We start from the raw sequence: 25,763 nt of genomic DNA, 5'->3' as shown, positions 1-25,763 counted from the left end.
TCTTAATTAGGCACGGTCTTCAATCGCAACCCACTCAGCCGACTCAGGGCCAGTGTAGTCTGCAGAAGGACGGATAATACGGTTGTTTGCACGCTGTTCGATGACGTGAGCAGTCCAACCCGCTACGCGCGAACAGACAAAGATCGGCGTGAACAGTTCAGTAGGGATACCCATGAAGTGGTAAGCCGATGCGTGGAAGAAGTCCGCGTTACAGAAGAGTTTCTTCTCACGCCACATGACCGCTTCAACACGCTCAGAAACAGCGTAAAGGTGCGTATCACCTACCTGTTTAGAGAGTTTTTCAGACCACTCTTTGATGATCGCGTTACGTGGATCTGACTCGCGGTAGATCGCGTGACCAAAGCCCATGATCTTATCTTTACGAGCCAACATACCCATGATCGCTTCCTCTGCTTCGTCAGCAGATTTCCAGTTTTCGATCATCGCCATCGCCGCTTCGTTAGCGCCGCCATGCAAAGGACCACGCAGTGAACCGATGGCACCGGTCACACAGCTGTGAATGTCAGACAGCGTTGACGCACAGACACGAGCCGTAAAGGTTGAGGCATTGAACTCATGCTCTGCGTAAAGGATCAAAGAGGCGTGCATAACATCGACGTGCAGCGGCTCTGGTTTTTTATTGTGAAGCGTCCATAGGAACTGCTCTGCAATAGAGTCTGCGTCTGTCTCTGTCTCAACTCGGATGCCTTTGTGAGCAAAGTTGTACCAGTAGTTGATGATGCCAGGGAATACCGCCAGCATGCGATCGATGTGATCGTGCTGTTCGCTAAAGTCCATCTCTGTCTCAAGGTTACCCAACATAGAGACACCGGTACGCATCACATCCATTGGATGAGCATTTTTAGGGATGTTCTCTAGAACCGTTTTAAGCGCTGCTGGAAGTGCGCGCATGCCTTTCAGACGTGCTTTATAAGCATCCAGTTCCGCTTGGTTAGGCAGTTTGCCGTATAGAAGAAGGTAGGCAACCTCCTCAAACTGCGCATTGTCAGCCAACTCTTTAATATCGTAGCCGCGGTAAGTAAGACCAGCGCCCGATTTACCAACCGTACAGAGTGCTGTTTCACCCGCAGATTGACCACGCAGACCTGCACCACTTAATTTTTTTGCTTCAGCCATCTCTTTCTCCTTGAATGACATGGACCTGCGACAGAACAACAGATCCGAGAGTTAGGGATTAGTTACTTGTTTTTACCTTCTTGGAACAGAGCATCTAGCTTCTGTTCAAAGTCGTGGTAGTTCAAGAAATCGTAAAGATCCATGCGAGTCTGCATCGTATCCACAACGGCTTTCTGATCGCCATCACGCAGTAGCGCTTCGTAAACGTTCAAAGAGGCTTTGTTTGCTGCACGGAAACCAGACAGTGGGTAAAGAACCATCGTACAACCGTTCTCTGCCAACTCCTCTTTATTGAATAGAGGTGTCGCACCAAATTCAGTGATGTTCGCAAGTAGGTGTCCACCGTTAATACCCTGAGAGAAGGCTTTATAGTCTTCAAGCGTATGAACCGCTTCAGCGAAGATACCGTCAGCACCCGCTTCTAAACAGGCTTGTGCACGTTCAACGGCTGCGTTAAGACCTTCCATCTGGAATGCATCGGTACGGGCAATGATAAAGAAGTCATCGTCTGTTTTAGCATCAACGGCCGCTTTAACACGATCAACCATCTCTTCTAGAGAGACGATCTCTTTGTTTGGACGGTGACCACAACGCTTCTGAGCAACCTGGTCTTCAAGGTGACACGCCGCTGCGCCACCACGAATCATCTCTTTAACCGTACGTGCGATGTTGAATGCACCACCCCAACCTGTATCGATATCAACCATCAGAGGCGTATCACAAGCAGCCGTTACACGACGTACATCTTCCATCACATCGTTCAATGAGGTCATACCTAGATCAGGTAGGCCGTAAGAGGCGTTTGCAATACCACCACCAGAGAGATAGATCGCTTGGTGACCAACACGTGTTGCCATCATTGCGTTGTATGCGTTGAAAGTACCCACAACTTGAAGTGGCTTGTTATCGGCTAGTGCCTTACGGAACTTAGCGCCTGGGGACATCGACTGAGTCATCTCTATCTCTCCTTAGGGTTGATTTAATTTAGATTCGATATTGCGTCTTGATGCACTGATGTGACGACGCATTAAAAGTTCGGCCAGCTCTTCATCACGCGCTTCAATGGCATCCAATATTTGATGGTGCTCACGTAAAGCCATGGTGGGACGAGAACTGGAAAGACTGAATTGGAAACGATACATTCGCACCAAGTGGTATAGATCGGCCGCTAATAACTCTTGAAGTTTTGAGTTACCAGACGCCATCACAATTCGGTAGTGAAAATCGAGATCGCCCTCTTTCTGAAAGTAGGCCTGTCCCTCTTGCTCTTCGATACCTGACTGATGCTGATCTAGCAGAGCACGAAGCTGGTTGATCTCCTCTTGCGGCATAACGGTCGCGGCTAAACGGCACGCCATACCCTCTAGCGCTTCACGAACGCGATAGATTTCCAACAGCTCTTTGACACTTAACTGAACAACACGCGCGCCAATATGAGGCTTTCGCTCAACCAGACGCAGCCCCTCTAAACGACGTATCGCTTCACGAAGTGGGCCTCGCGAAATACCGTAGGTTTTAGCCAGTTCTGGTTCAGAAATTTTAGCGCCCGCTGGAATTTCACCCTTCACAATCGCAGTAATAATTTCATGACACACTCGGTCTGCAAGCGTGCTACTCTGTTGTGATTCTGAAGCGTAAAGCGGTTCAATGGTCATAAATATTGTCGACAATCTGATTATGCAATGTAGAATAACCCGCTTTATATAGGCTGACAATCAACCAAAAGGCTAACATTGTCGACAATTTTGTTATCTCGACTGATCAGTCGGATATAAGCAGGAGTGAAATATGGATACCTACGCTGCAGCATTGATGCTCTTCTTAATCATGGATCCGTTGGGCAATATCCCTGTGGTGTTATCCATTCTTAAAAAGGTCGACCCCGCCAGACGTATCAAGGTACTACTCAGGGAGTTAGTGATCGCCTTAATCCTAATGCTGATCTTCCTATACAGCGGCTCGGCACTGTTAAAACTGTTATCGCTCTCTAAAGAGGCGGTCTCTATCTCTGGCGGTTTAGTACTACTGATTATTGCAATCCGAATGATCTTCCCATCCCGTGGTGGCGTTATGGGCGATGATGAGGATGATAGCGAACCGCTAGTGGTCCCCTTGGCTACGCCAATGATCGCAGGCCCTTCAATACTGGCCACTCTGGTTCTACTGGCAGAGAGCGAACCGAGTCGCAGTATAGACTGGTTAATCGCCCTTCTGATCAGCTGGGTGGCGACCGCTATTATTTTAATCGCAGGACAATCACTCTATAGAATACTCGGCAAACGTGGCTTGAAAGCGATAGAACGTCTGATGGGTATGATATTGATCTCGATCGCTGTTCAGATGCTAATCAATGGATTTTTAGCAATTCAGTAGCCTTTTAAATAGCGCTTTAACTCATCATTCATGATACGGGCGATCTGACGAGGCTTTTGATAAGGTAGGGAGTGATCTGTCCCTGCCACAAAATGGTAGTGCCAATTACGCATACTGTCTGACAGGTGCTGATGCAGTTGATGCATCGGCTCGACACTCAATCCACCTATAAAACTGCTGACATCCCCTTGAGCCGCTAGCAGTCTCTCTCGATCGATGAACAGGGCCGCATTGGTAACGGCGTCTAGAGAGTTAGCAAAACCCAGTCGACGCTCGCCCAAACGCTGCAAAGTCATTTTTTCAACCGCTTCACTCACCTTACGATTGGGCGAAATGGTATCAAGAAAGGTTCGAATCCCTTCATCACCCTCTGTATTGCGTAGGCTTTTAGCCGCGGCAGAGAAGGATTGACGAATGGAGACGGTCTCTTGCCAATCATGACGATCGAGCAGCGCACTCTCAAGCAGGAACTGTTTGCGCACCCGATCTCTGAGGTTCTGTTTTAACAACAGTGACACCAAGCCCCCAAGAGAATAGCCCGCTAGATCGAACTCATGCCAGCCTAAATGATCCACTAGGTGGGTCATATCCGACACCAGGTCATTGACACTGAAGGGGTGCTCTACTCCATCATCACTGACGGTCTCACCTGCCCCTCGTAAATCAGGTACAAGGATTTCACCCCAGCCTTCAAGAAAGTGCTGCATCGCTTCCCAAGTATATCGACCCGCCACACCAGCGCCGTGGATTAACAGCAGTCGGCGACCACCTTCAGATTCTGGGTGACGATAAATGCGATAAGCGTGCTGATAACCTGCATGGGCTAGAGTGTCTGAATGACAGTGACTATCTGATAGTCGACTCATGGTAAGCACTACTCGGGATAAGTAGGGGCAGCTAATGCTACCCCCAATAGGCAGTTTTAAAGGGAGAGATTGCGGTTACTTGCCGCTAGAAACTCTTTCTTAAGATCTTCGTAGGTGTGTACCGCTGGGAATTGCGGGAACTCTTCAATGACGTTCTGCGGAGCATGGAAAAGAATGCCCTGCTCAGCTTGAGCCAACATAGTCGTGTCGTTGTAAGAGTCGCCTGCAGCGATAACACGGTAATTAAGCAGCTGGAAAGCACGCACTGATTGACGCTTAGGGTCGCGCTGACGAAGCGTGTAGTCAGTTATACGACCGTTTTCGTCTGTCTCAAGTCGGTGACAAAGCAGCGTTGGGTAACCCAATTGAGCCATCAACGGTGCTGCAAACTCATAGAAGGTATCGGAAAGAATCACCAGCTGGAAACGCTCACGCAACCAATCGGTGAACTCTTTAGCGCCTGGAAGTGGGCTCAGCTTAGCAATGGTCTCTTGGATCTGAGGAAGGGTTAGACCGTGCTCATCAAGAATACGAAGGCGCTGCTTCATCAACACATCGTAATCAGGGATATCACGAGTCGTTGCTTTTAACTCCTCGATACCAGTCTCTTCGGCAAATGCGATCCAGATTTCAGGGATTAGGACCCCTTCAAGATCAAGACATGCTAGTTCCACGCTAGGCTCTCCTTTAAAAATTGAGAGGCTACTCTAGCGATTTAGTCGCCGCCTTTCAAACGAAAGACGACAATATTAGAGGTTCATTAGACCTATGGCCTTACATCGAAGGGATCTGTATATCCTGGAACAGCTCATCCACTTCAGCACGACCGCTACAGGCTTGAACTTTTTCAAGAACGTCGTGAGTAATGTGTGGAGCAAACTTCTGAATGAAGTCGAACATGTAACCGCGAAGGAAGGTGCCACGACGGAAACCGATTCGAGTGATAGAGGGCTCAAACAGATGAGATGCATCGATCGCTACCAGATCCTGATCTAGCTGCTGATCGACCGCCATGCTGGCAATGATACCTACACCCAACCCTAGGCGAACGTAGGTTTTGATAACGTCCGAATCCACCGCAGTGAAGACCACTTTAGGATCGAGACCTTGCTCTTTAAACGCTTCATCCAACTTGCCACGACCGGTAAAACCAAAGGTATAGGTAACAATTGGATAAGAAGCTAACTTCTCTAGAGTTAACTCGCCACCTTGCGCAAGCGGGTGATCTTTAGGTACGACCACTGAACGGTTCCAGCTGTAGCAAGGCATCATAATTAGATCTGAGTAGCTGCCCATCGCTTCCGTCGCAATCGCGAAATCGACAGTACCATCGGCGGCCATCTCAGAAATTTGAGTAGGTGTACCCTGGTGCATATGAAGCGCAACTTCAGGATACATTTTGATGAATTCATTAATCACAGGAGGCAGAGCGTAACGTGCCTGTGTGTGAGTGGTGGCTACCGATAGGCTGCCTTTACGCTCATCGCTGAACTCTTGAGCAATCTGGCGAATAGAGTCCACTTTCTGGAGAATCTCTCCTGAGATCTCAAGAATCGTTTTACCAGCAGGTGTAACGCGCGTCAGGTGCTTACCACTACGAGCGAACACTTCAACACCCAGTTCATCTTCTAGTAGACGGATCTGCTTAGAGATACCTGGTTGCGATGTGTATAGGCTTTGTGCCGTAGCAGAGACATTGAGGTCGTGTTTAGAGACTTCCCAAATGTAACGCAGCTGCTGAAGTTTCATCTATTGCTCCAATTTATAGCCAATTATTAGCCAATCGCCCTTAGTCAGCGTTGATATCTATTAATAAGCCAAATATAACACTAGAGAATAAGCTAAAGCAAAAGGCTATATCCTTATACACGACTAAAGGCGAGCATTGAGTCGGCGAATCTGATCTTCCTGCTGAGTAATACGCTTTTCCAGTGAGTTCACTCGAGCGGTAGCGCGCGTCAGCGATTCATCTTTCTCTTTGAGCTGCTGACGAAGTACGCTTTCGCGCTTTGCAGCTTCCGTTGCTGCGACCGTCAACTTCTGATTCAGTACACGAACCTGATCATCGCGCTCTTTGATCTGAGCTTCCAAACGACGGTTGGCGTTAGTTTCACGCAGCAGCTTAGAGTTGATATTCGAGATATCACGACTGGCCGATGTCATGTTCTCTTTTAGTTCGTTCAGATCACGCTCCAGATCGCTGATGGTCTTCTCTTGCATCTCAAGACGTGCATCTTTCTTCGCTATCTGAGCCTGGTTTTCATGAACTGAGCGCGTCAGCTCTGACTCTGTTCGAGTGCCCTCATCACGAAGCTTTTCAAGCGCATTACGATAGTGACGAGCTTCAACCTCAGCACGGGTAACGTTCTCCAATGCCTGCTGCTGCTCCGCTTTGATACGTGCATCAAAGGTTTTCTTGGCATCTTCGTGCATCTTACGAAGCTGGTTCAATTCGGTCTCTAGGTTAGTACGAACCTGTTCAGCCTTTTTACGTTGATTGATCTCACTGGCAATGTTGGCTTTAAGCACGCCCATTTCAGCTTCAATCGCTCGAAGAGCCTGCTCACTCTTATCCATCTGCTGAGTTTGCGCGCGGTATTTCACTTCCAAGTCACGATAGAGTGCTTCCGCGTCACGAACCATGTCGCGAGTCGCCTTGCGATCCTCTTCATCACCCGCTCGTTCACTCTGCAACTCAACTCGCAGCTCGGCCATCGCCTCTTGCAACGCAAGATCCCAGATCTGTTCAATGCCTTTACTCAGTGACTCGGGCACAGAGTTATGTAACTTTGCACTGGCATGCACCTCAGGCAGTCGGGCATAACTCAAACTCTGCGCCCACTGACTTAATGCCGCACTGGCTTCATCTCTAGAGAGACCCAGTCGTTCAGAGATCACAACCTCAGTCGGCAATTGGCCTTCGGCCAACAGCTCTTCTGCTAACTCAACTACTTTAAGATCTAACTCGCTCATCTTTACCTTTTCGTTCCACTGCAACGAACTACAAATTGTCCATCAATCTTAACAAACTATCATCTAACGGAGCACGCACTTCTAGCTCTTCGCCATCAGGCAGGATGAACCTGAGGCCGGCTGCATGAAGCATCAATCGTTTAAAACCCAGCTTTTTAAATTCAGCGTTGTTCTCATCCGAAGTGTACTTAACATCACCCACAATCGGATGATCCGTATATTGGGTGTGCACTCTAATCTGGTGAGTGCGACCCGTTTTAGGCCGAGCTTCCACTAGGGTGGCAAGATCACCAAATCGACGCAGCACTGAAAAGTTAGTAACCGACGGTTTGCCCTCAGGGGAGACGCGGACGGTTCGTTCACCTGATCGGTGCTCATCTCGCAGCAGAGGTGCATTGATCTGTTTGTGCTTAGCATCCCAACGACCAACAACCAGTGCCTGATAGATCTTATGCACTCGACGCTCCCTAAACGCATCGTGCATGTAACGTAACATCGAGCGTTTTTTAGCAATCATGATGCAACCTGAGGTGTCACGATCGATTCGGTGAATCAGCTCTAAAAAACGCGCATCTGGGCGCAATTTTCTAACCGCCTCAATCAGCCCTAATGAGACGCCGCTACCACCATGCACCGCTATACCCGAGGGTTTATTGATGATCAGCAGTGAGTCAGTCTCATAGACCACTGAACGCTCTAGCAATTCGAGCAACTGATCACTGACAGGGGCACTCTCCCCTTTTTCGGGCAGGCGAATCGGTGCGATGCGTATTTGATCCATCGCTTGAAGCTTATAGTCAGGTTTAGTGCGTTTTTTGTTAACTCGAATCTCACCCTTGCGCAACAGCCTGTAGATCAGCGTTTTTGGCGCCCCTTTAAGAAAGGTCCGCAAGAAATTATCGATACGCTGACCCGCTTGATCGGCATCGATATCAACAAACTGAACTTTATTCAAAGAGCCGGACTTAGGGGGATTTGAAGGCATGATGTGTGGGTAAAATAAATTGCTGAAAAACCAGTAAGTTGCTATATTCTACCGCTGCTGGATGAAGAAGGCTTCATTTTTATTTACACCCCACTAGAGCGAACAGTGATTCACTCACAATTTGGCGGTAGTTACCCAGCTTGAATAGCCATGTAATGGCTGAAGAAATTTATAAATAGCTACGTATTTTTCACGAGTGCTGAACAACAGCCCTCGGCTGAAGGATGGAGACGCACTTCAACCAGGAACCTGCAGCCTCCCACTCCACGTTGAGTAAATTGGGCAGAGCAGCAGCCACAGCTAGAATCGATAACGATATTGGTTGATGTTTCCTTCATCGCTGAAGAGACCCTAATTATCCGGTGCAGAGCGTACTGGAGATTAGTTATTGCTTCGATAAAGCCAGGACACAGGTTTGTTGCCCGTCAAAGATGCGTTGCGTTAAGAGAACGTCAAAATGAAACGCATGTTAATCAACGCGACTCAACAAGAAGAGTTGCGTGTTGCGCTTGTCGATGGACAGCGCATGTTCGATTTGGATATTGAATCCAACTCCCGCGTGCAGAAGAAGGCAAACATCTACAAAGGCCGTATCAGCCGTGTAGAAGCCAGCCTTGAAGCTGCATTTGTCGATTACGGTGCCGAACGTCACGGTTTCCTACCCCTAAAAGAGATCGCTAAAGAGTACTTTGTCTCATCGCCTGAACGCGGCCAGCGTCCAAGCATCAAAGATCTTGTAAAAGAGGGTACCGAAGTCATCGTTCAGGTCGATAAAGAGGAGCGTGGCAATAAAGGCGCCGCTCTGACAACCTTTATCAGCCTTGCCGGTCGTTACATGGTTCTAATGCCTAACAACCCTCGTGCAGGTGGTATTTCGCGCCGCATCGAAGGTGATGAGCGCTCTGAACTGAAAGCGGCCATGAACGGCTTGGACATTCCTAAAGGCATGGGCGTCATCGTTCGTACCGCCGGTATTGGCCGTTCGACTGAAGAGCTGCAGTGGGATCTTAACTACCTAGCAACGGTTTGGACTGCGATTACTGAAGTTGATGATCGCCCTGCTCCATTCCTGATCTACCAAGAGAGCAACGTCGTTATTCGTGCTATTCGCGACTATCTACGCGATGACATCGGTGAAGTGCTAATCGACGAGCCGAAAGTATTTGAACAAGCTCAGCTTTTCGTTCGTCAGGTAATGCCAACTTACGAAAACCGTATCAAGCTTTACAAAGAGTCTGTACCACTGTTCAACCGCTTCCAGATCGAGACACAGATCGAATCAGCATTTGAACGTGAAGTAAAACTCCCTTCTGGCGGTTCGATTGTTATCGACCCAACAGAAGCTCTAGTTTCAATCGATATCAACTCCGCTCGCGCAACTAAGGGCGGCGATATTGAAGAGACCGCTCTGAACACCAACCTTGAAGCGGCTGATGAGATTGCTCGCCAGCTTCGCCTTCGCGACATGGGTGGCCTAGTGGTTATCGACTTCATCGATATGACGCCAATCAAACACCAGCGCGAAGTTGAAAAACGCCTTAACGATGCACTCAAGCTTGACCGCGCACGCGTTCAGATGGGACGCATCTCGCGCTTTGGTCTTCTAGAGATGTCACGTCAACGCCTGCGTCCATCGTTGGCAGAGAGTCGCGGTCACGTCTGCCCTCGCTGTAATGGCCAAGGCTACATTCGTGATATTGAATCACTGGCACTCTCTATTCTGCGTATTCTTGAAGAGGAAGCGTCTAAAGATCGCACCTCTCAAATTCGCGCGATTCTTCCAGTCAGCGTAGCGACCTTCCTGCTTAACGAGAAGCGTCATCAAGTGCACGCTGTTGAGCTGCGTCAAAACGTTCGTATCGTTGTGGTTCCTAATCCAAACATGGAAACACCACACTACGAAGTGGTTCGTTTGCGCGATGATCACACCATCACTACCGTGAATGATGCGAGCTACACGCTGCAACCAGAACAGCCAGTCGAAGATCCTACCGACAAACCACTTCCGGTCGCTCCTCGTGAGCAAGCGGCTGTGCAGGGGGTTCTTAACTCATCTGCGCCACCAGCACCTAAGAGCGAGAGCTCTGAACCAAAAGCAGAGCCAGCTCGCCAACAAAAACGTCAGCAGACTAGTCGCAAGCCCGTCGCTAACAAGTCATTGGGCGAGCGTATTATTGCAGCGATTAAAGATCTGTTTGGTCTATCCGATTCTGACAAAGAGGACGATAAAAAGAGCACTCGCCGTGATGACAAGAAAGGTTCTGACCGCGATGGCAACCGCAACAACCGTCGTCGCAACAACAACCGTAACGATCGCCGCCGTGGCAACAATCGCCGTAACGATCGTCGTGAGCGTCGTGATTCGGACGAAGTCATTACGGTTGAGACGGAGAACAACCTGCCGACCATCGGTGATAACGACAAAAGTTCATCGAGTGACGAGCAGCGCTCTGGCCGTTCACGCCGTCGCCGTCGCGGTGGCCGTGATCGTGATCGTGATCGTCGTTCAGAAAATGGCAATGAAGAGTTCAACTCTAACAACAATAGCGAAACGGAACTGCCACCACGCAGTAAAAACCGTGGCCGTCGTCGCCGCGCGAATGAAGAGCGCAGTGCTGAACGTAGCAACCCTATCCCAGAGGAGTTACTCAATGCACCGCTAGAAGCCGTATCAGAAGAAGTTACTGTGGAAGCCTCAGCTGAAACCCCAAAAGCATCTGAAACAGCGATCTCTACTGAAGCGCCAGCCGCTAAAGAAGTGCCAGAAACCACTGTAGAGCAAACAGCTGCTACTGAGACAGAGAGCCAAGCTACTGAAACTGCTGTTGAAGAGCCTGCAGAAAATACAACGGCAGGTGAACAAGATCCGGAAGTAACTGCTGACGAGCCAGCTGAAAACGCAGCCAATGAAGTTGAAGCTACGACTGAAACAGTCACTGAGACACAGGTTGAGTTGGATCTTACTCCTGCTGTAGAGCCTTCAGCCAATGAAGAGCCCTCAGCCAATGAAGAGCCCTCAGCCAATGAAGAGCCTTCAGCTAATGAAGAGCCCGCAGCAGCAGTAGAAGAAGCGGTTGAAGAAGCACCTGCTGAAGCAGAAGCGAGCGAAGAGGAGGAAAAACCTCGTCGCCGCCGTCGCGCTGCAAACGATCCTCGATTGAAGCGTCGTCAAGCAGAGGCCGCTGAATAACCGCACAATTCCAATAGAAAAGCAGCCCATGGGCTGCTTTTTTTTGGGTTTAATTTCTGCTCACGCTAGGGATAGGCGATCGGCTCTTGCTCTAGGCGCACAGAGAAACGATCCAACACGCTCTGTTTAATATCATCGGCTAGTTCATCAATATCCTGACGCGACCCACCCGCATGATTTACGATCACGAGGGCCTGATCCTTATGAACACCCACTCGTTCACGATAGAGACCTTTCCAACCGCACTGATCGATCAACCAACCCGCAGCAAGCTTAACTCCAGAAGCATCTGGGTAGTTTGGAATCTCTGGATAGATTTGACGCAAACTCTCAAAGCACTCAATTGAGACAACAGGATTCTTAAAGAAACTGCCCGCATTAGGGAGCTCTTCAGGATTCGGCAGTTTAGATTGGCGCACAGCAACCACTGCGTCAAAAATCGCATGAGCGCTCAGCTTTTTAACCCCTTGGGCATCTAACCAACCTTGAAGTGCCGCATAAGAACATTTAGCTTCAAATTGTTTAGATAGGCTGAAAAGCACTGAAGTGATAATGAAACGGCCTGGGTTTCGCTTGAACAGCGAGTCACGGTAGGCAAACTGACAGTCCGCTTTCTGCATGACTTTAAAGGAGTTGGATAGCGTATCAAACACCTCTACCTGATCGATCAAATCCGCTACTTCAACACCATAGGCTCCGATGTTTTGCACAGGAGATGCACCGACCGAACCTGGAATCAGTGCAAGATTCTCTAGACCATACCACTCATTTTCCAGACAGTGAGTCACTAGGCTATGCCAGCTCTCTCCAGCGGCCACTTTAATTAAAACCGACTCTTCTGAGTCTGATAGTATCTCAATGCCTTTCGTTGAAATATGAACAACGCAACCCGGCACTTTATCTGCCAACACCAGGTTACTGCCACCGCCTATCCACAGAGTGGGAAGATCCTGCTGAGCAATAAAATCGAGCAGTTCAGGGAGGTCATTTAAGTCAGATAACTCAGCAAAAAATTGAGCTTTAGCCGGCATCGCCAAAGTGTTGAACGCCGTTAAATCATGCCAGGAGTGTATGGTGAGCATTAGGCGAGTCTCACCTCTAACTGCTTGATTAAGCCATCGGATGCCGCTTCAATCAGATCAACCACCTCATGAAAACCTGAGTCACCCTCACCATAATAGGGGTCTGGTACTTCTGCCCCACTCTTCCCTGCAAAATCGAGAAACAGGCTCAGGTGGCCAGAGTAGTGATTCGGCGCAATAGCCTGCAAGTTATCCAGATTGGTCTCATCCATTGCCAGGATGTAGTCAAAGCGTTCAAAGTCAGCAGGTGTCGCTTGCCTTGCACGCAAAGGCGTTAAATCGTATCCACGCTCAGCCCCCACTTTGACAGAGCGAGGGTCTGGCGGGTTGCCCACATGCCATGCAGCGGTTCCCGCTGAATCGACTTCAACTCGATTGGCTAACCAAGGGTGATCATCCAATTTTTTACGAAAAATAGCGTCAGCTGATGGGGAGCGGCAAATATTACCTAAACAGACAAACAACACTCTAATCATTGCAAACACCACCCTTACTGATGCAAATAACCTACTGGCCTTCCATTATCCGCTTAAGTCTTTCAAGGTCCTCAGGGGTATCAACGCCCGCTGGTGGAGCCTCGACGGCGTTGGCTACATGAATCGAAACACCATTGAATAGAGCACGCAATTGCTCAAGGGATTCTGTCTTTTCAATGGGTGCAGGTGACCATTGAACATAAGCATTAAGAAATCCTACACGGTAGGCGTAGATACCAATATGACGGCGCCAAGCAAATAGAGAAGGCAGAGTTTCAGGTAGCTCATCATTGGCCATCCTATCTCGCGGCCAAGCGATCGGAGCTCGCGAAAAATAGAGCGCCATGCCGCGAATGTCCGTCACAACCTTGACCACATTAGGATTCAAAAGGTCGGTTTTCGTCTCGATAGGTTCTGCTAATGTTGAGATGCCTGCATCTTGATGTGCCGCAAGGTTATCCGCAACTTGATCGATCAACTTTGCTGGAATTAGAGGCTCATCACCCTGAACATTGACGACAATTTCATGATCCGCCAAACCAATTTTATTAACGACCTCTTGAAGTCTATCGGTGCCTGAAGGGTGATCCGCCGAGGTCATACAGACCTCAGCACCAAAGCCTTTGGCTACCGACTCAATTCTTGGGTCATCGGTTGCGACGATGACACGGCTAGCACCACTCTCCAGTGACCGTTCATAGACGTGTTGCACCATCGTTTTACCGGCCAGCTCAACCAAAGGCTTACCTGGAAAACGGGTAGATGCATAGCGCGCCGGAATAACGACAGTGAAACTCATTAAGGCTACTCCGGAAGACGCTCTTCGCTGCTTAGAGTGCGAGCTTCGCTCTCAAGCATCACCGGAATGCCATCACGGATAGGATAAGCTAAACCACTGGTGCGACAGACTAACTCATCACTCTCCTTATCCCACTCCAAAGGGGCTTTGCTGACAGGGCAAACAAGGATATCGAGAAGTTTAGGATCCATTTTATTCTCCGTTAGGGTTAACAACACGTTTCAGTAATTGGGCCAAGTGCTCCGCCTCTTTGGGTGCAAATTCCGCCTCTACTGAAAGCGCCCAACAATTATCTGGGGCGATAGAGTGACATTTTACTGCATCTTTATCGGTCATCACCAATGGCAATGAGCGGTATTGATCGAGCAGCTCTTGAGTAATCGGTGCGTGATCCCTTAAAGGGATGGTTTTAAGCTCTAAGCCCAGCCCCATTAGGGTATCAAAAAACCGTGAAGGGTTACCGATACCCGCTAATGCATAGACTGTTTTGCTACCAAATTGATCGATCTGAAGCGATTTTTGTTCACCCGATGCTAGATGTCTAAACGCAGTAGGGCTTAGACGATAGGTAAGCGCACCTGGATAGCTAAAAGGGCCTTCACCATTCAACACAACCAGATCAACTTCATTTAAGCGCGACAGCTCTTCTCTTAAAGGCCCTTCCGGCATCAACTGTTGGTTACCTAACCCTCGCACAGAGTCGATCACCGCAATTTCGAACTGGCGTCCCATTAGATAATGCTGCAGACCATCATCACTGAAGATGATATCGACCGAGTGTTGGTCAAGAAGATGCTGGCATGCAGAGACTCGATTCGGATCAACGACGACAGGCACGCCTGTCTTCTCGAAGATCATCTGCGGCTCATCCCCCACCAACTCTGGCGAGGTCTGGTCAGACACTTGCATAGGATAACTTGTTGCCTGACCACCGTATCCACGACTGACCACACCGGGGTTGAACCCCAAGGATTTTGCTAGGGTTACCAAATAGATTAAGAGGGGAGTTTTACCGGTACCACCGACACTGATATTACCGACCACGACAACCGGCACATCCATTGTGACCGCCTGCTCGGTCAGACGCACACGGCGGCGTTTAGAGATGAAACGATAGAGCAGTGATAAGGGACGCAGTAGAACTAGCCAGCCTGCTTTCTGATACCAAGCATTCTCAATCAACTTAGTCGATCTCTCTGGTCGTAAGACTCATTTGAGAAAACCCTAAGTTTGCTGCTACATCCATGGCGGTAATGACCGCTTGGTGAGGAGTCGATGCATCGGCGGAAATCTTTAGAGGGGTTGTAAGATCACCACCACTCTCTTTTAGCACTGCCGCCCTAAGAGTTTTAGGCTGCGCATTGACCAATGCTTTATCGTTGATTGCGAAGCTACCATCGGCCTTGATGATGATCTCAAGCATATCGACCTGAGCCATCTGGTCTGTCGTTGCTTGAGGGAGGTCCACTTTAAGCTGGGTCTCTTTAGTAAAGGTGGTCGACACCATAAAAAAGATCAGCAGCAGGAAGACCACATCAATCAATGGGGTTAGGTTGATGGATATCTCTTCCGATTGAGGTCTTGGAAAATTCACAGAGCGCCCTATTTAAGATCCACTTTGCGATCACCATGGATAATATCGACCAACTTGACCGACTCCTGCTCCATTGCCAACACCAGCGTCGATACACGACGTTGCAAGAAGCGGTGCGCTACCAACGCAGGGATGGCAACTGTCAAACCGGCTGCTGTTGTGATCAGGGCTTCGGAGATACCTCCGGCCAAAAGGTTAGCGTTACCCGTGCCGGAAATCATGATCTGGGAGAAGACTTTAATCATGCCGATCACAGTCCCTAACAGACCCAACAGAGGGGTAATGACCGCGACAGTACCTAGACTGTTTAAAAATCTATCCATCTGATGAATGGCGTCACTGGCTGCATCGGTAATGGACTCTTTCATCACATCGCGACCGGAGCCCGCGTTAATCAATCCAGCGACAATCAGTGATCCTAATGCACTCGCCTCTCTGATCTCTTTGAGACGATCATTAGTCAGCTGCCCACCTTTATAGAGCCCCCAGACATCGGCTAGCAGACCCGGTGGTAAAATCCTATCAGCCCTTAAGGCCATCAAACGCTCAACCGTGATAGCAAGTGCAAGAATTGAACAGGCTAAAATCGGTAGCATCAACCAACCACCAGCGGAAATTAACTCTAACAACGAAAAACCTCAAAAAGACAGATTGACCAGCCTAGACGGCCTATAAAAATCCCATAGTATCGCAGCATTAATGAGTTCGCCAATAACGGGGATATAAGTTTGCAAAAGAGTCACTTAGACACTGATCTTGGGTCGCTGTTAATACTATTTCACCCTGCTCCGCTGTATCCAAAAGGGTGATGCCTCGATCGGCCAATCGCTGTTTTACTGACTCATTAGGATGCCCAAAACGATTGTGTTTGCCTCGCGATGCGATCGCAGCCTCCGGCAAAAGTTGATCCAACCAGACACCTGAAGAAGAGCTATGGCTACCGTGGTGGGATAAGACCAACCAAGTCACAGGGGCTAATCGATGCTGATTGAGCAACTCGATTTCTGCACGGCTGGACATATCTCCTGCAATCAATATTGAGCAACGACCATTTTCGATGTGCAGAACACAACTTTGATCATTATCGGATTGCTGGTTCTTTAGGGCATAGAGCTGAAAACGAACCTCCCCCTTTTTCCAGTTTTGTGATGCACAGGCAGTGCCTCCCGTTAAAGCGGGCTGGCCTGAATAGAATCGTGGTACTGAAAACTGCTTCAAGGTTCTCTCTAAGCCTCCACTGTGATCAACGTCTGAATGACTAACAATCAGGTCTAACTCTCTGTAGCCTAGAGCCCTGAGAGTTGGAAAGAGAGTAGCTTGAGCTGCGATCCAACCGCTTCGACTTTTAGCCGCTAAATCATAGACCGTCACTCCCTCTCGGGTCTCAATTAAGATTGATAGACCCTGTCCCACATCCAGTAGACGAACGACAAACTCACTCGCATCGGGCCGATTCTGTTTGGGAGTGAGCAACGGCAGCAGAAGCAGTAGACTCAACACTTTGAGACGTCCAGGTAGAAACAGCAAAACCAGAGCAAGCAAACTCACGAAGAGTCCAAATATCGCGGGAGTTTGCCACTGAGCATGCAAACCAACTAGCGAATGGAAAGAGAGTCCATGCCAAAACCCTGAAGCCCAAATTTCATAGAACGCCAAGATCGGCTCAAAGATTCCAACCAGCGCTAGCGTTAGGGGTAACAGTGCAACAAAGAGTGAGACATAGGGGATCGCCCAAAGGTTGGACAGTGCACCACCCAAGTTAAACTGCCCTAAGCCAAAGAGCAGAATTGGCAACATTAATAGGGTTAAAAAGAGCTGTACTGCGAAGATCTGTATCAGCCTTGAGTAGCCATTGCGCCAATTGGCGAACTGAATCAACAACCCTACCAGACTGAACGAAAGCCAAAAGCCGATCTCTAAAATCGATAGAGGCTCATAAACCAGTACCAAAAAAAGTGCAATTTTAAGTCGTTTCATGGGGTCTATTCGCCTTGCAAACAACTGCGGCAGCAACAAGCAGATCGCCATGATCCAAGCTCTCTGAAGCGGCACACCAAAGCCACCAAACCAGAGATAAAAAGAGGCTAAACTGATCGCACATAAAACGGGCAGGGTTTGTATTATCGAGTTGGGCCTAACACCCAAGTACTGGATCGTCACCACAACCAACCTACCCAATAGAAGGCCTGTTAAACACATCACCCCTAGATGTAATCCGCTAACAACCGCTAAATGGACGGTTCCACTGACCCTAAGAAGCTCCCACTGACTGTCATCTAGATCTCCTCTGTAACCCAAAACAAGGGCGGACATCAGAGCGGATGTCGATTGGCTCATATTATGATGTAGCCAATCATGTACCCGTTGCCGAATGGAACTATTCTGCTCATGTTTTATCAGCTGTTTGACATACCCTGACCCGCCGATCCCCTGTGCAAACTCTCTTCTGCGTCGATCCGGACTGAACTCATTTTGGTAGGCATTCAGTGGACCCACCTTGGCCAGCACTTTAATGCGATCGCCAGCCGCTATTCTCACCTCAGAGTCGTATAGCCCAAGTCGCACACGCTCGACTCTCATCAATTGAACAGGTGCACTCTCTATATCCAATAGCAGCGATTGAAAGCCCCCTGAACCCTGAGGCTGTAAGTTGATGACTGTCCCTTCAATCTCAAACTCTTCTGGCTCAACGCTTATTGGTAAGGTTTTAGAGAGCCCATCGACTGCATGCCACTGGGCCACCACAAAACCTATTAGAGCAAACAGCAGATGAGATCTAAGTGTAGTAGAGCCCCACCACAGGCCAACCGTTCCTAGGGTTAAGATAATAAAAAAATAGGATCCCCAACTGATAGAGGGTAGATAGGCGTGCCCGAGCACTGCTAAGAGAAAACTGATCATCCTTGATCCAAGCCAAATTATTTATTCAATCTAGCAGAAGTTTCAGTAATAGCAGGTTGGTTTATTAATAATCGAAGGGCATAATCTGACTTCCAAATAATTTCATAGGTTGTTCAGGGATGCCACGTAAGCTGTTAAAGCGTTACATGCCGAAACAGGATGCTTTAAAAAGTCATAAGCATCTTAAATGGCTTGGTGAACATCTGCACAACCCAGACCTATTCCATTTGACTCGAAAGTCCGCCGCTAAAGCGTTCTTGGTGGGTATTTTCTGTGCTTTTCTTCCCATTCCTGGTCAGATGCTTGTGGCCGCTTTTTTGGCACTCTGGATTGGCTCAAACCTACCCATTTCGATCGGGCTCGTTTGGTTAACCAACCCTATCACCATGCCACCTATTTTTTATACGACCTATAAGATTGGGGCTTGGATTTTAGGAACGCCGCCGGTCAACATCAGTTGGGAGTTACACACCATCCACTCAGAGCTCGCAACGATCTGGTGGCCCCTGCTGACGGGCTCTCTTATCTGTGGATTGCTATTGTCTGGGATCAGTTATATAGCCATCAACCGCTTGTGGATTTGGCAAGTGCGACGCCGTTGGCAGAAACGTTTACTAAAGGCTCGTGCTAGCAAACACTAGTCTCGACTAAACGCCCCTCTTTCAATTCAAGCACACGATCCATCCGTTTTGCCAACGCATGATCATGAGTGACGACAATCTGTGCCACGCCCTGCTCCTGATTGAGTCTCAGTAGATGCTGCTCAACATCTTCGGCGGTATGAGGATCAAGATTACCGGTAGGTTCATCCATCAAAACACAGGCGGGTGTGTTTGCCAAAGCACGGGCAATCGCGACGCGTTGGCGCTCTCCCCCACTCAACTTGGCGGGTTTATGTTGAGCACGTGATGAGAGACCTACCTGATCAAGAAGATAAGCTGCACGCTTCTGAGCGGCATCAACAGATACCCCCGCCAACAGTTGAGGTATGGCAATGTTCTCTAACGCAGAAAACTCCGGCAGCAGGTGGTGAAACTGAAACACAAAACCGAGTTGCGAGTTACGCAGTTCAGCGCGGCGATGCTCGGAAAGCCGACCAATCGATTCACCTGCGATAACCACCTCACCAGCGGTTGGTGTATCCAGCCCCGCCAATAGGTTGAGCAACGTACTCTTACCACTACCCGAGGAGCCGATGATGGCCAGACGCTCACCGGCAGCTACAGACAGGTTCAGATCATTAATGATGATCAATTGACGCTCCGCTTCATCAAAAGAGCGGCATAGCTGGTTTGCAACCAAGACATTACTCATATCGAAGCGCCTCCGCAGGTTCAACCTTAGCCGCGCGCCAAGCAGGATAGAGCGTGGCTAGGAAGCTCATCGCAAGAGTCACACCAATCACCAGCGAGACATCCCCTAATTGAAGCTCAGAGGGTAGATAGCTGATGAAGTAGACCTCCGAAGAGAGGAATTGAATACCTAACACCGACTCTATCCAAGCCACCAGATCAGAGACAGTCAGCGCTAAAATAATGCCTAAAATGGCTCCAAGCAGAGTCCCTAGCAACCCTATAAGGGATCCTTGAATCATAAAGATCCTCAATATCATCCCTGGCTTCGCGCCCAGAGTGCGCAATATTGCGATGTCGGAGCGCTTATCGGTAACGACCATAACCAGCGTCGAGACGATGTTAAAGCCGGCAACAAAGACGATCAGAAACAGAAGCAGTCCGATCATTCGTTTCTCTAGCTGAATCGCTTGAAATAGATTGCCATGAGTTCGAGTCCAGTCAGAGGTGTAGACTGGATGGTTCAACTCTCGGGCAAGTTCATAGACTCGTGTAGGCGCACTGAACAGGTCATTGAATTTAATCCTAAGCCCTTCAACGGCGTCACCCTTAATTCGTTTCAAGCGGGCTGCATCCTGAAGGTGAACAAAAGCAAAATTGGCATCTAACTCAGCACCGACTGAGAAAATACCGGACACAGTAAAGCGTTTTAAACGCGGAATAACACCGGCCACACTCACTGACGCTTCAGGCAAAACCAGATTGACCTTATCACCGACCGATACGCCTAAAAACTTAGCAAGAAGCTCCCCCAAAACAATCTGATATTTCCCAGCTTCAAGTGAGTTCAGGTCACCAAGAGTCATCTGACCGGCGGCTATCGAAACACTCTCTTCCAGTTTTGGATCAATACCCGATACCAATACAGGCTGGACACGACCGGAGGCGGTCAGCATCCCTTGTGCCTGAACAAAGGGTGCCACCCCCTCGACGTCAGACGCAGTCAAAAGCGTTTCACGTAGTGGTTGCCATTTATCTAACGGAGCGTTGTAACCATTGATAGTAGCCTGTGGAACCATACCAAGTATCCGCTCTTTCAACTCACGATCAAAGCCGTTCATGACACTCAGTACTAGAATCAATGCGGCCACACCGAGCATCAGTCCGAGCGTAGAAACTAAACTGATAAAGGATATGAAGTAGTTCGAGCGGTTTGCTCGGGTGTAGCGCCAGCCAACAAAAAGAGAAAAGGGATTGAACATCGACTGGCGATTTCCTGGATAATGAATTGAAGCATAAGTTAACAATTCTGACCGCTTGAGTGAACCTAATTCAGGGAGTATTTCGCGATTAACATTTAAAATCGCCCTTGAAACCTCTATTCTCAGCACAGCTTATCTTTGGGGTTCTGAAAAACATGCTCGACAGTAAAAAACTTCACCACATTGGAATAGCCGTTGGCCTGATTGGCTTGGGCTGTTGGTACCTAGTCGCTGAGCGACTATCACTATTCAGTCTGATTACAGAACAGTTCCCAGAATCTCATAAAGGCGCAGGCTTAATGGTCGCTATCATGGTGGTAATGACACCTGGTTTCTTCATATGGAAACACTACAACCGCTGGTTAGAAAAGGTACTAGCCATCAAGGGGAGGTACTATGAAGATAGCTACTATCAGAATGACTCAGAAACCAAGCAGAAGTAATTAACCTAGCGAATTAGCTGCTCGCTATGCTTTCTTTGGTAAGACTAGACACTGATTCAGTAGTAAATTTTTTCATTAAATAAAAGGCTGAAACCGGCACATTCCAGACCCTATCCTAAAACAACGAATAGTTGCAAAGTGTAAACAGCGACCCAAAGGCTACTGAAAAAATCCTCAGAAGCGGACGTTAGCCCAGCTAACGAACGAAGCGAAACAAATGACTTCAAGTATCGGGATTGGCATTTAGCTGCTCGGAATTGAAGAACGTGCTTTAACCCCTGGAACCGCGTGAACAAGTGATCTCGATAAATTTGGGAACGACTGCGCAAATTCCGGACATTAGCTGCCATTTTTCTGAGAGCTGCAAGGCGCACATAGCAGCTCTTTCGCAACCGGAGAGATTTCCCTAAAGCGGACGGAAGGTGTGATCTACTGGAGTCGGCACATTGCGGGCATTAATGTCGTTATAGCGGGCACCGCGTTGGTAATCTTGTTATGAGGTCTCGGGAAAGTCTTTCTTCCAATTTTTATTTGCAGTTTTATTATCGTTCTTGCTAGCTTAGTGTGTGCGGCTAAGGTACTTGTAATCCCCCTAATTACCTTTAAAACTATTTATAGAGCCTTATTACCTTCAATATCCGCTTAATTCGGCTTCTAAGAAATTGGTTTAGCGAAAAACGGGGTCTAACCCCTATGAATTAAAGCCCCGCAGACTCCAATCGACGGTAGAGCGTCCGAAGACTAATGCCGGCGATGTCAGCAGCTTTCTGCTTATTGCCCTGCACCTGGTGCATCAAGCCCTCCCAGTACTGACGCTCCTGCTCTTTCAAGCTCAGTGATCCAGTAGCAGGCGGTGGTACAGGCCTGGCCGAGATCGGTTCAGCGTTGGCAGTCGGTTCGATGCTTTTAACGACACGCTCACGACGGAAGTCATTGGATGAGACAGTGCGCGCAGCGCTCTCATCCTTGCCATCAAACATGACGTAACTCAGCATGTTTGCATCAATTTCTGCATCATCAAACCAGCTAGTTGCGCGCTTCAGGATGTTGCGCAGTTCACGGAAACCTCCAGTAAATTTGTGCGCTTTGAGAAGCTCGATCGCATCACTGCTCAGCATACGACCAGCAGCACCGAGTTCTGAGAGCAGATGGCTAACTAGTGTAGCCATCTCAGAGCGACGGTCATTAAGACTTGGAATGTGAATAATCTGCTCGTTAAGGAGGTGGTACAGATCCATGCGAAACTGCCCACTCTCGATCTTGGCACGCAAGTTGTGTGTTGGTGCGGTAACAATACGCGTGTCAAAAAATTCAGGCTGCGCCCCCCCGACAGGGTAATAAGTCGACTCTTCCAGCGCGCGTACCAACACAGCTTGAGACTGCTGGGAAAGATCGTCCACGCCGATCAAACAAAGGGTACCACCGTCAGATTTTGCCAGAGCACCCAAACGAACAATGTCGCCAGAGCGATCGGCAACACCGCAGAGCTCTGCAGCAAACTGTTCTTCAGTGAGTCCAGTACAGCGGATGACTTCAAAGGCTTGATCTTTGCGAGCGCTGCCGCGGTGTAGGGTAAAGGCTGCTACGGCTTGTCCTGATCCGAGATCGCCCAACAAGAGGACTCGGTCAGGTGTCTGAGCAACTTTAGAAAGAACTGCTACGTAATCGAGTGATGACTGAGTTGACATGAAAACCCCCAATATTTCATGTTAAGCCGCCCTATTTCAGGGACATATGACAAACTTAGCACAGTTTATGCCAAAAGCGAGGATCTCGCGTACTTTTGTGCCAACGTCGCTAACCACATACAGCAAAAGTCACGAATGCCTACTCAAGCATGGACAAAAACGACTCAACCTCTGAAAGAACTCGCTTATGCTGTGCCCTAACATCCGAAACCATGTCAGCAGTGGCAGATCCGTTTTTGAAGGCCAAGCTCAGTTCATTCAGCCGGTTTGAGTAGCGCGCCATACCAAGAAAGCCGGCGGCACCCTTCAACGTGTGTGCGAGCTTGCCAGACTCTTCATCACTCACGCCATCAAACAAATCATTAGCAACAGGGTACTTCTCGATAAAGAGTTGTAAGTTAGAGATTAGTGATTCGGACGTCGGCCAGTAATCTCGCGCCTCTTCGAAATCGAATTCAGCGAATTCGAACACCTTAGATTCAGGAGAAGAGAGGTTTGAATCATCTTCAAAGCCCAAATCTGCCTGCACCGGTGCAAAATCTTTGTCCACCATCACAGTTTCAATAGCCCTCAGAAGCTCATCGATTTTGTAGGGCTTACCCACAAAGCCTTGCATACCAACGCTGGTGGCCCGCTCTTTCTGCGAGGCAGTTACTCCAGCAGATACGGGGATAATGGGGATGTTTTTCCAACCCGGCTCTGCTTTGATGCGCTCAGTCGCCTCAAAGCCATCGAGCACAGGCATTTCGATATCCATCAATATAAGGTCGTAATCGCTGCGAGTCAGCGCGTCAATTGCTTGCTTACCATCGCCAACTAAAGTGACCTCTGCACCGCGCTGACGCAAATGTTCGCTAATCACTTGCTGATTGATCTCGTTATCCTCAGCCACAAGGATGCGTAGATCTCTCAGCAAAATAAGTGAACTGACCTCAGCAGCCAGATTGGCATGACATTCTGCTACAAGTGGGCCAGCCTGTCTCGTATCGCCCAAAATACAGGCGAACTGTTTTAGACTGAACGGGGCTACAACAACACCCGTTACTAGACTGAATAAGCGGGGATTCAAGCCTTCGAGCTTGGAAATCGCAACCAGACGCAGCCTATTCCCAAACTGCCTTAGTAGATCGTTGATAAACTGCTCCAACTGGTCCAATCCGAGAACATGTCCAAAGAGAACCACATCAAATGCTTGCTTTGCCAGGGCACCCGTCGCTTCATCAAGGTCAACTACAACCTGCACGTCTGCAACCCAAGGTTTGAGCACCGCTTTTATGTGATCTGCGGCGAGCCCACGTCGCTCAACCAATAACACCGTCACACGCTTGATCGACTTTAGATAAGCTTTATCCACGATCGGTTCGGCATAGCTGACTTTAACTGGGATGCTGATACTGAATTTAGATCCTACTCCCAATTCAGATTGCAGCCTTACCTCCCCGTCCATCAACTTACAGAGTCTCTTTACAAGTGCCAAACCAAGCCCAGCCCCCTCAGTTGTATTACCAGCACCGCCGCGTTCAAACTGCTCGAAAATAGATTCGTGACGCGAGGGTTTTATACCTACACCCGTATCACTTACCTCGATAACCAGGTCTCCTTGAGAGGCTGAGCTCTTTTTGAAGCCGGCAGAGAGCATTACCAAGCCCTCGTCGGTAAACTTTACCGCATTGCGCAGCAGGTTATTGACGATCTGGCCTAAAAGCTGGGCATCTATCTCGATTTTTCGCGGAAGCATGGGAGAAAAGTCGACCATAAATCGCAGTCCGCTGTTCTCAGCAACCGGTTGATGCAGCGCCACAAAGTTGTCCAGCAAGTTTTCAACTAGCTCGGGTTCCGGCTCTACATGCAACTGCCCACTCTCTAAACGACGCAAGTCCAGCAGGTTGCGCACTAATGACTCCAGCGTGTCGGCCGCACCCGATATCTTCGAGAGGTACTCTTGTTGTGTTTTGGTGAGCCGTGTAGCCAACATCAGATCCGTTAGCCCTAGAATTGCGTTGAGCGGTGTTCGAATCTCGTGGCTAACGGTTACAAGGTTATCTGCTCGATCGTGGGCCAGCTTTTCAAGTTCGGCTGCCCGTTGCCTCAGTTCCTCAATGTCGGAGTACTGAACGTAACAAAATCGTGTGTCAACCCGAACAGTCAACACACGGTTGATACGTGTACATCTGTACTCACCGTCGACACGACGAATACGACACTCCAACTCGTCCGTTAACACTCCGTCTTCCTGAAGCTCAGAGTTGAAAAACTCTTCATTCCGGACAGTAAAAGCCTCTATGTCATTCGGGTGAATACGATCAACCAAATCCGCAAAGGTCAGTTGCGACTCTGCCGGCTCGCCGAGGAAACGATGAACCTGATCTCCGAGAACCTCCGCTGAATCATTTGGATTCTTGATGATATCGACCGCGAAATTAAGGGAGTCCGCTACCCGGTCAAGAAGTTCAACTTGAGACGACAAAAGTGCAGTTTTCTCAATATATTTCCTCGAGTATCCAACAGAAACCCCGCCTACTAGCGACGAAATGATCGCGGGCAACAGTATTGTTTTTGTGCCGATATCGACACCTACCAGCAGGGTGAGTGCTACAGACAGAGCAATAGAGGCAGCGACGATTAACAGTACAAAGAGATAGGGATGTTTGTATAAGTAGCTTGTAATCTGTGATCTTGGCGGAGACTTAGCGGCACTCAAA

General features: G+C 48.8%; 24 protein-coding genes. 4 read left to right on the top strand and 20 right to left on the bottom strand.

The features are described 5' to 3' along the window. Window positions 1-6: 6 nt before the first annotated feature. From prpC to XMD579_RS03960, 3 genes are all read right to left on the bottom strand, one after another. Window positions 7-1,137: a 2-methylcitrate synthase gene (prpC, locus tag XMD579_RS03970; protein WP_173481622.1), complete on the bottom strand. Its 1,131-nt coding sequence runs from the start codon at window positions 1,135-1,137 to the stop codon at window positions 7-9. Window positions 1,138-1,199: 62 nt separating this feature from the next. Next, window positions 1,200-2,093 (bottom strand): methylisocitrate lyase, encoded by an 894-nt coding sequence (prpB, locus tag XMD579_RS03965; RefSeq protein ID WP_173481623.1) that lies wholly within the window; start codon window positions 2,091-2,093, stop codon window positions 1,200-1,202. A 12-nt stretch (window positions 2,094-2,105) separates the two neighbouring features. Continuing rightward, window positions 2,106-2,792 (bottom strand): GntR family transcriptional regulator, encoded by a 687-nt coding sequence (locus tag XMD579_RS03960; protein ID WP_173481624.1) that lies wholly within the window; start codon window positions 2,790-2,792, stop codon window positions 2,106-2,108. A 133-nt stretch (window positions 2,793-2,925) separates the two neighbouring features. On the opposite strand from XMD579_RS03960, the gene XMD579_RS03955 reads away from it, so the two are divergent. After that, on the top strand, window positions 2,926-3,510 hold the full coding sequence (locus XMD579_RS03955; protein WP_173483207.1) for a MarC family protein: 585 nt from the start codon (window positions 2,926-2,928) through the stop codon (window positions 3,508-3,510). On the opposite strand, the gene XMD579_RS03950 is transcribed toward XMD579_RS03955, so the two are convergent. The 5 genes from XMD579_RS03950 to rluC form a co-directional block, all read right to left on the bottom strand. After that, the gene (locus XMD579_RS03950) at window positions 3,504-4,376 is read right to left on the bottom strand and encodes an alpha/beta fold hydrolase (protein WP_173483208.1); all 873 of its coding nucleotides are present in this window, start codon (window positions 4,374-4,376) and stop codon (window positions 3,504-3,506) included. The two genes, XMD579_RS03955 and XMD579_RS03950, sit on opposite strands and share 7 nt — an antisense overlap. 56 nt (window positions 4,377-4,432) lie before the next feature. After that, window positions 4,433-5,050, bottom strand: a complete 618-nt coding sequence (gene thrH / locus XMD579_RS03945) for a bifunctional phosphoserine phosphatase/homoserine phosphotransferase ThrH (RefSeq protein WP_173481627.1) — start codon at window positions 5,048-5,050, stop codon at window positions 4,433-4,435. A 100-nt stretch (window positions 5,051-5,150) separates the two neighbouring features. Beyond that, window positions 5,151-6,125: an HTH-type transcriptional regulator CysB gene (gene cysB, locus XMD579_RS03940; protein ID WP_173505880.1), complete on the bottom strand. Its 975-nt coding sequence runs from the start codon at window positions 6,123-6,125 to the stop codon at window positions 5,151-5,153. A 123-nt stretch (window positions 6,126-6,248) separates the two neighbouring features. Continuing rightward, window positions 6,249-7,349: a DNA-binding protein gene (locus XMD579_RS03935; protein ID WP_173484303.1), complete on the bottom strand. Its 1,101-nt coding sequence runs from the start codon at window positions 7,347-7,349 to the stop codon at window positions 6,249-6,251. Between the two features lie 28 nt (window positions 7,350-7,377). Then, complete coding sequence (rluC, locus tag XMD579_RS03930; protein WP_254443752.1) at window positions 7,378-8,304, bottom strand: 23S rRNA pseudouridine(955/2504/2580) synthase RluC; 927 nt, start codon at window positions 8,302-8,304, stop codon at window positions 7,378-7,380. A gap of 487 nt (window positions 8,305-8,791) precedes the next feature. Here rluC and rne point away from each other — a divergent pair, with 487 nt between their 5' ends. Further along, window positions 8,792-11,524 carry a ribonuclease E gene (rne, locus tag XMD579_RS03925; protein ID WP_173505878.1) on the top strand — a complete coding sequence of 911 codons (2,733 nt, stop codon included), beginning with the start codon at window positions 8,792-8,794 and terminating at the stop codon, window positions 11,522-11,524. A gap of 65 nt (window positions 11,525-11,589) precedes the next feature. Here the strand turns inward: rne and murB are convergent, their stop codons facing one another. The 8 genes from murB to XMD579_RS03885 all read right to left on the bottom strand — a co-directional run bounded on the left by murB (window position 11,590) and on the right by XMD579_RS03885 (window position 18,376). After that, window positions 11,590-12,606, bottom strand: coding sequence for a UDP-N-acetylmuramate dehydrogenase (gene murB / locus XMD579_RS03920; protein ID WP_173481632.1), 1,017 nt, complete (start codon window positions 12,604-12,606; stop codon window positions 11,590-11,592). Further along, on the bottom strand, window positions 12,606-13,082 hold the full coding sequence (locus XMD579_RS03915) for a low molecular weight protein-tyrosine-phosphatase (RefSeq protein ID WP_173481633.1): 477 nt from the start codon (window positions 13,080-13,082) through the stop codon (window positions 12,606-12,608). Before XMD579_RS03915 ends, murB begins: the two co-directional genes overlap by 1 nt. A 31-nt stretch (window positions 13,083-13,113) precedes the next feature. Beyond that, window positions 13,114-13,881: a 3-deoxy-manno-octulosonate cytidylyltransferase gene (gene kdsB / locus XMD579_RS03910; protein WP_173481634.1), complete on the bottom strand. Its 768-nt coding sequence runs from the start codon at window positions 13,879-13,881 to the stop codon at window positions 13,114-13,116. Window positions 13,882-13,886: 5 nt separating this feature from the next. Then, on the bottom strand, window positions 13,887-14,072 hold the full coding sequence (locus tag XMD579_RS03905) for a Trm112 family protein (protein ID WP_173481635.1): 186 nt from the start codon (window positions 14,070-14,072) through the stop codon (window positions 13,887-13,889). 1 nt (window position 14,073) lies between these two features. Then, entirely contained in the window at window positions 14,074-15,063 is a 990-nt protein-coding gene (lpxK, locus tag XMD579_RS03900) for a tetraacyldisaccharide 4'-kinase (RefSeq protein WP_173481636.1), read from the bottom strand. Between the two features lies 1 nt (window position 15,064). Further along, window positions 15,065-15,475 (bottom strand): biopolymer transporter ExbD, encoded by a 411-nt coding sequence (locus XMD579_RS03895; protein WP_173505877.1) that lies wholly within the window; start codon window positions 15,473-15,475, stop codon window positions 15,065-15,067. A gap of 8 nt (window positions 15,476-15,483) precedes the next feature. Next, a complete protein-coding gene (locus XMD579_RS03890; RefSeq protein ID WP_173481638.1) occupies window positions 15,484-16,104 on the bottom strand; it encodes a MotA/TolQ/ExbB proton channel family protein in 621 nt (206 codons plus the stop codon). A gap of 67 nt (window positions 16,105-16,171) precedes the next feature. Beyond that, a complete protein-coding gene (locus XMD579_RS03885; RefSeq protein ID WP_173481639.1) occupies window positions 16,172-18,376 on the bottom strand; it encodes a DNA internalization-related competence protein ComEC/Rec2 in 2,205 nt (734 codons plus the stop codon). 119 nt (window positions 18,377-18,495) lie between these two features. On the opposite strand from XMD579_RS03885, the gene XMD579_RS03880 reads away from it, so the two are divergent. Further along, window positions 18,496-19,017, top strand: a complete 522-nt coding sequence (locus tag XMD579_RS03880) for a DUF2062 domain-containing protein (protein ID WP_173481640.1) — start codon at window positions 18,496-18,498, stop codon at window positions 19,015-19,017. On the opposite strand, the gene XMD579_RS03875 is transcribed toward XMD579_RS03880, so the two are convergent. Further along, window positions 19,004-19,690 carry an ABC transporter ATP-binding protein gene (locus tag XMD579_RS03875; protein ID WP_173481641.1) on the bottom strand — a complete coding sequence of 229 codons (687 nt, stop codon included), beginning with the start codon at window positions 19,688-19,690 and terminating at the stop codon, window positions 19,004-19,006. The two genes, XMD579_RS03880 and XMD579_RS03875, sit on opposite strands and share 14 nt — an antisense overlap. After that, window positions 19,683-20,930 carry a lipoprotein-releasing ABC transporter permease subunit gene (locus XMD579_RS03870; protein ID WP_173481642.1) on the bottom strand — a complete coding sequence of 416 codons (1,248 nt, stop codon included), beginning with the start codon at window positions 20,928-20,930 and terminating at the stop codon, window positions 19,683-19,685. Before XMD579_RS03870 ends, XMD579_RS03875 begins: the two co-directional genes overlap by 8 nt. Window positions 20,931-21,085: 155 nt before the next feature. Here XMD579_RS03870 and XMD579_RS03865 point away from each other — a divergent pair, with 155 nt between their 5' ends. After that, complete coding sequence (locus XMD579_RS03865) at window positions 21,086-21,373, top strand: hypothetical protein (protein WP_173481482.1); 288 nt, start codon at window positions 21,086-21,088, stop codon at window positions 21,371-21,373. Between the two features lie 698 nt (window positions 21,374-22,071). Here XMD579_RS03865 and XMD579_RS03860 read toward each other — a convergent pair. Both XMD579_RS03860 and XMD579_RS03855 read right to left on the bottom strand, forming a co-directional pair. Further along, window positions 22,072-23,061, bottom strand: a complete 990-nt coding sequence (locus XMD579_RS03860) for a sigma-54 dependent transcriptional regulator (protein WP_173498988.1) — start codon at window positions 23,059-23,061, stop codon at window positions 22,072-22,074. Window positions 23,062-23,200: 139 nt separating this feature from the next. Then, the gene (locus XMD579_RS03855) at window positions 23,201-25,762 is read right to left on the bottom strand and encodes a response regulator (protein ID WP_173505876.1); all 2,562 of its coding nucleotides are present in this window, start codon (window positions 25,760-25,762) and stop codon (window positions 23,201-23,203) included. Window position 25,763: the final 1 nt, after the last annotated feature.

The sequence above is a fragment of the Marinobacterium sp. xm-d-579 genome (assembly GCF_013282935.1).
Lineage (GTDB): Bacteria > Pseudomonadota > Gammaproteobacteria > Pseudomonadales > Balneatricaceae > Marinobacterium_E.
The sequence above is the reverse complement of the archived record's forward strand: the minus strand, read 5'-3'. Positions and strand labels throughout refer to the sequence as shown.

Bases quoted from the DNA above. Each gene is read 5' to 3' on its own strand.
- prpC (WP_173481622.1), bottom strand. From the start codon at position 1,137: ATGGCTGAAGCAAAAAAATTAAGTGGTGCAGGTCTGCGTGGTCAATCT.
- prpB (WP_173481623.1), bottom strand. From the start codon at position 2,093: ATGACTCAGTCGATGTCCCCAGGCGCTAAGTTCCGTAAGGCACTAGCC.
- XMD579_RS03960 (WP_173481624.1), bottom strand. From the start codon at position 2,792: ATGACCATTGAACCGCTTTACGCTTCAGAATCACAACAGAGTAGCACG.
- XMD579_RS03955 (WP_173483207.1), top strand. From the start codon at position 2,926: ATGGATACCTACGCTGCAGCATTGATGCTCTTCTTAATCATGGATCCG.
- XMD579_RS03950 (WP_173483208.1), bottom strand. From the start codon at position 4,376: ATGAGTCGACTATCAGATAGTCACTGTCATTCAGACACTCTAGCCCAT.
- cysB (WP_173505880.1), bottom strand. From the start codon at position 6,125: ATGAAACTTCAGCAGCTGCGTTACATTTGGGAAGTCTCTAAACACGAC.
- XMD579_RS03935 (WP_173484303.1), bottom strand. From the start codon at position 7,349: ATGAGCGAGTTAGATCTTAAAGTAGTTGAGTTAGCAGAAGAGCTGTTG.
- rne (WP_173505878.1), top strand. From the start codon at position 8,792: ATGAAACGCATGTTAATCAACGCGACTCAACAAGAAGAGTTGCGTGTT.
- murB (WP_173481632.1), bottom strand. From the start codon at position 12,606: ATGCTCACCATACACTCCTGGCATGATTTAACGGCGTTCAACACTTTG.
- XMD579_RS03915 (WP_173481633.1), bottom strand. From the start codon at position 13,082: ATGATTAGAGTGTTGTTTGTCTGTTTAGGTAATATTTGCCGCTCCCCA.
- kdsB (WP_173481634.1), bottom strand. From the start codon at position 13,881: ATGAGTTTCACTGTCGTTATTCCGGCGCGCTATGCATCTACCCGTTTT.
- XMD579_RS03905 (WP_173481635.1), bottom strand. From the start codon at position 14,072: ATGGATCCTAAACTTCTCGATATCCTTGTTTGCCCTGTCAGCAAAGCC.
- XMD579_RS03885 (WP_173481639.1), bottom strand. From the start codon at position 18,376: ATGATCAGTTTTCTCTTAGCAGTGCTCGGGCACGCCTATCTACCCTCT.
- XMD579_RS03880 (WP_173481640.1), top strand. From the start codon at position 18,496: ATGCCACGTAAGCTGTTAAAGCGTTACATGCCGAAACAGGATGCTTTA.
- XMD579_RS03875 (WP_173481641.1), bottom strand. From the start codon at position 19,690: ATGAGTAATGTCTTGGTTGCAAACCAGCTATGCCGCTCTTTTGATGAA.
- XMD579_RS03870 (WP_173481642.1), bottom strand. From the start codon at position 20,930: ATGTTCAATCCCTTTTCTCTTTTTGTTGGCTGGCGCTACACCCGAGCA.
- XMD579_RS03865 (WP_173481482.1), top strand. From the start codon at position 21,086: ATGCTCGACAGTAAAAAACTTCACCACATTGGAATAGCCGTTGGCCTG.
- XMD579_RS03860 (WP_173498988.1), bottom strand. From the start codon at position 23,061: ATGTCAACTCAGTCATCACTCGATTACGTAGCAGTTCTTTCTAAAGTT.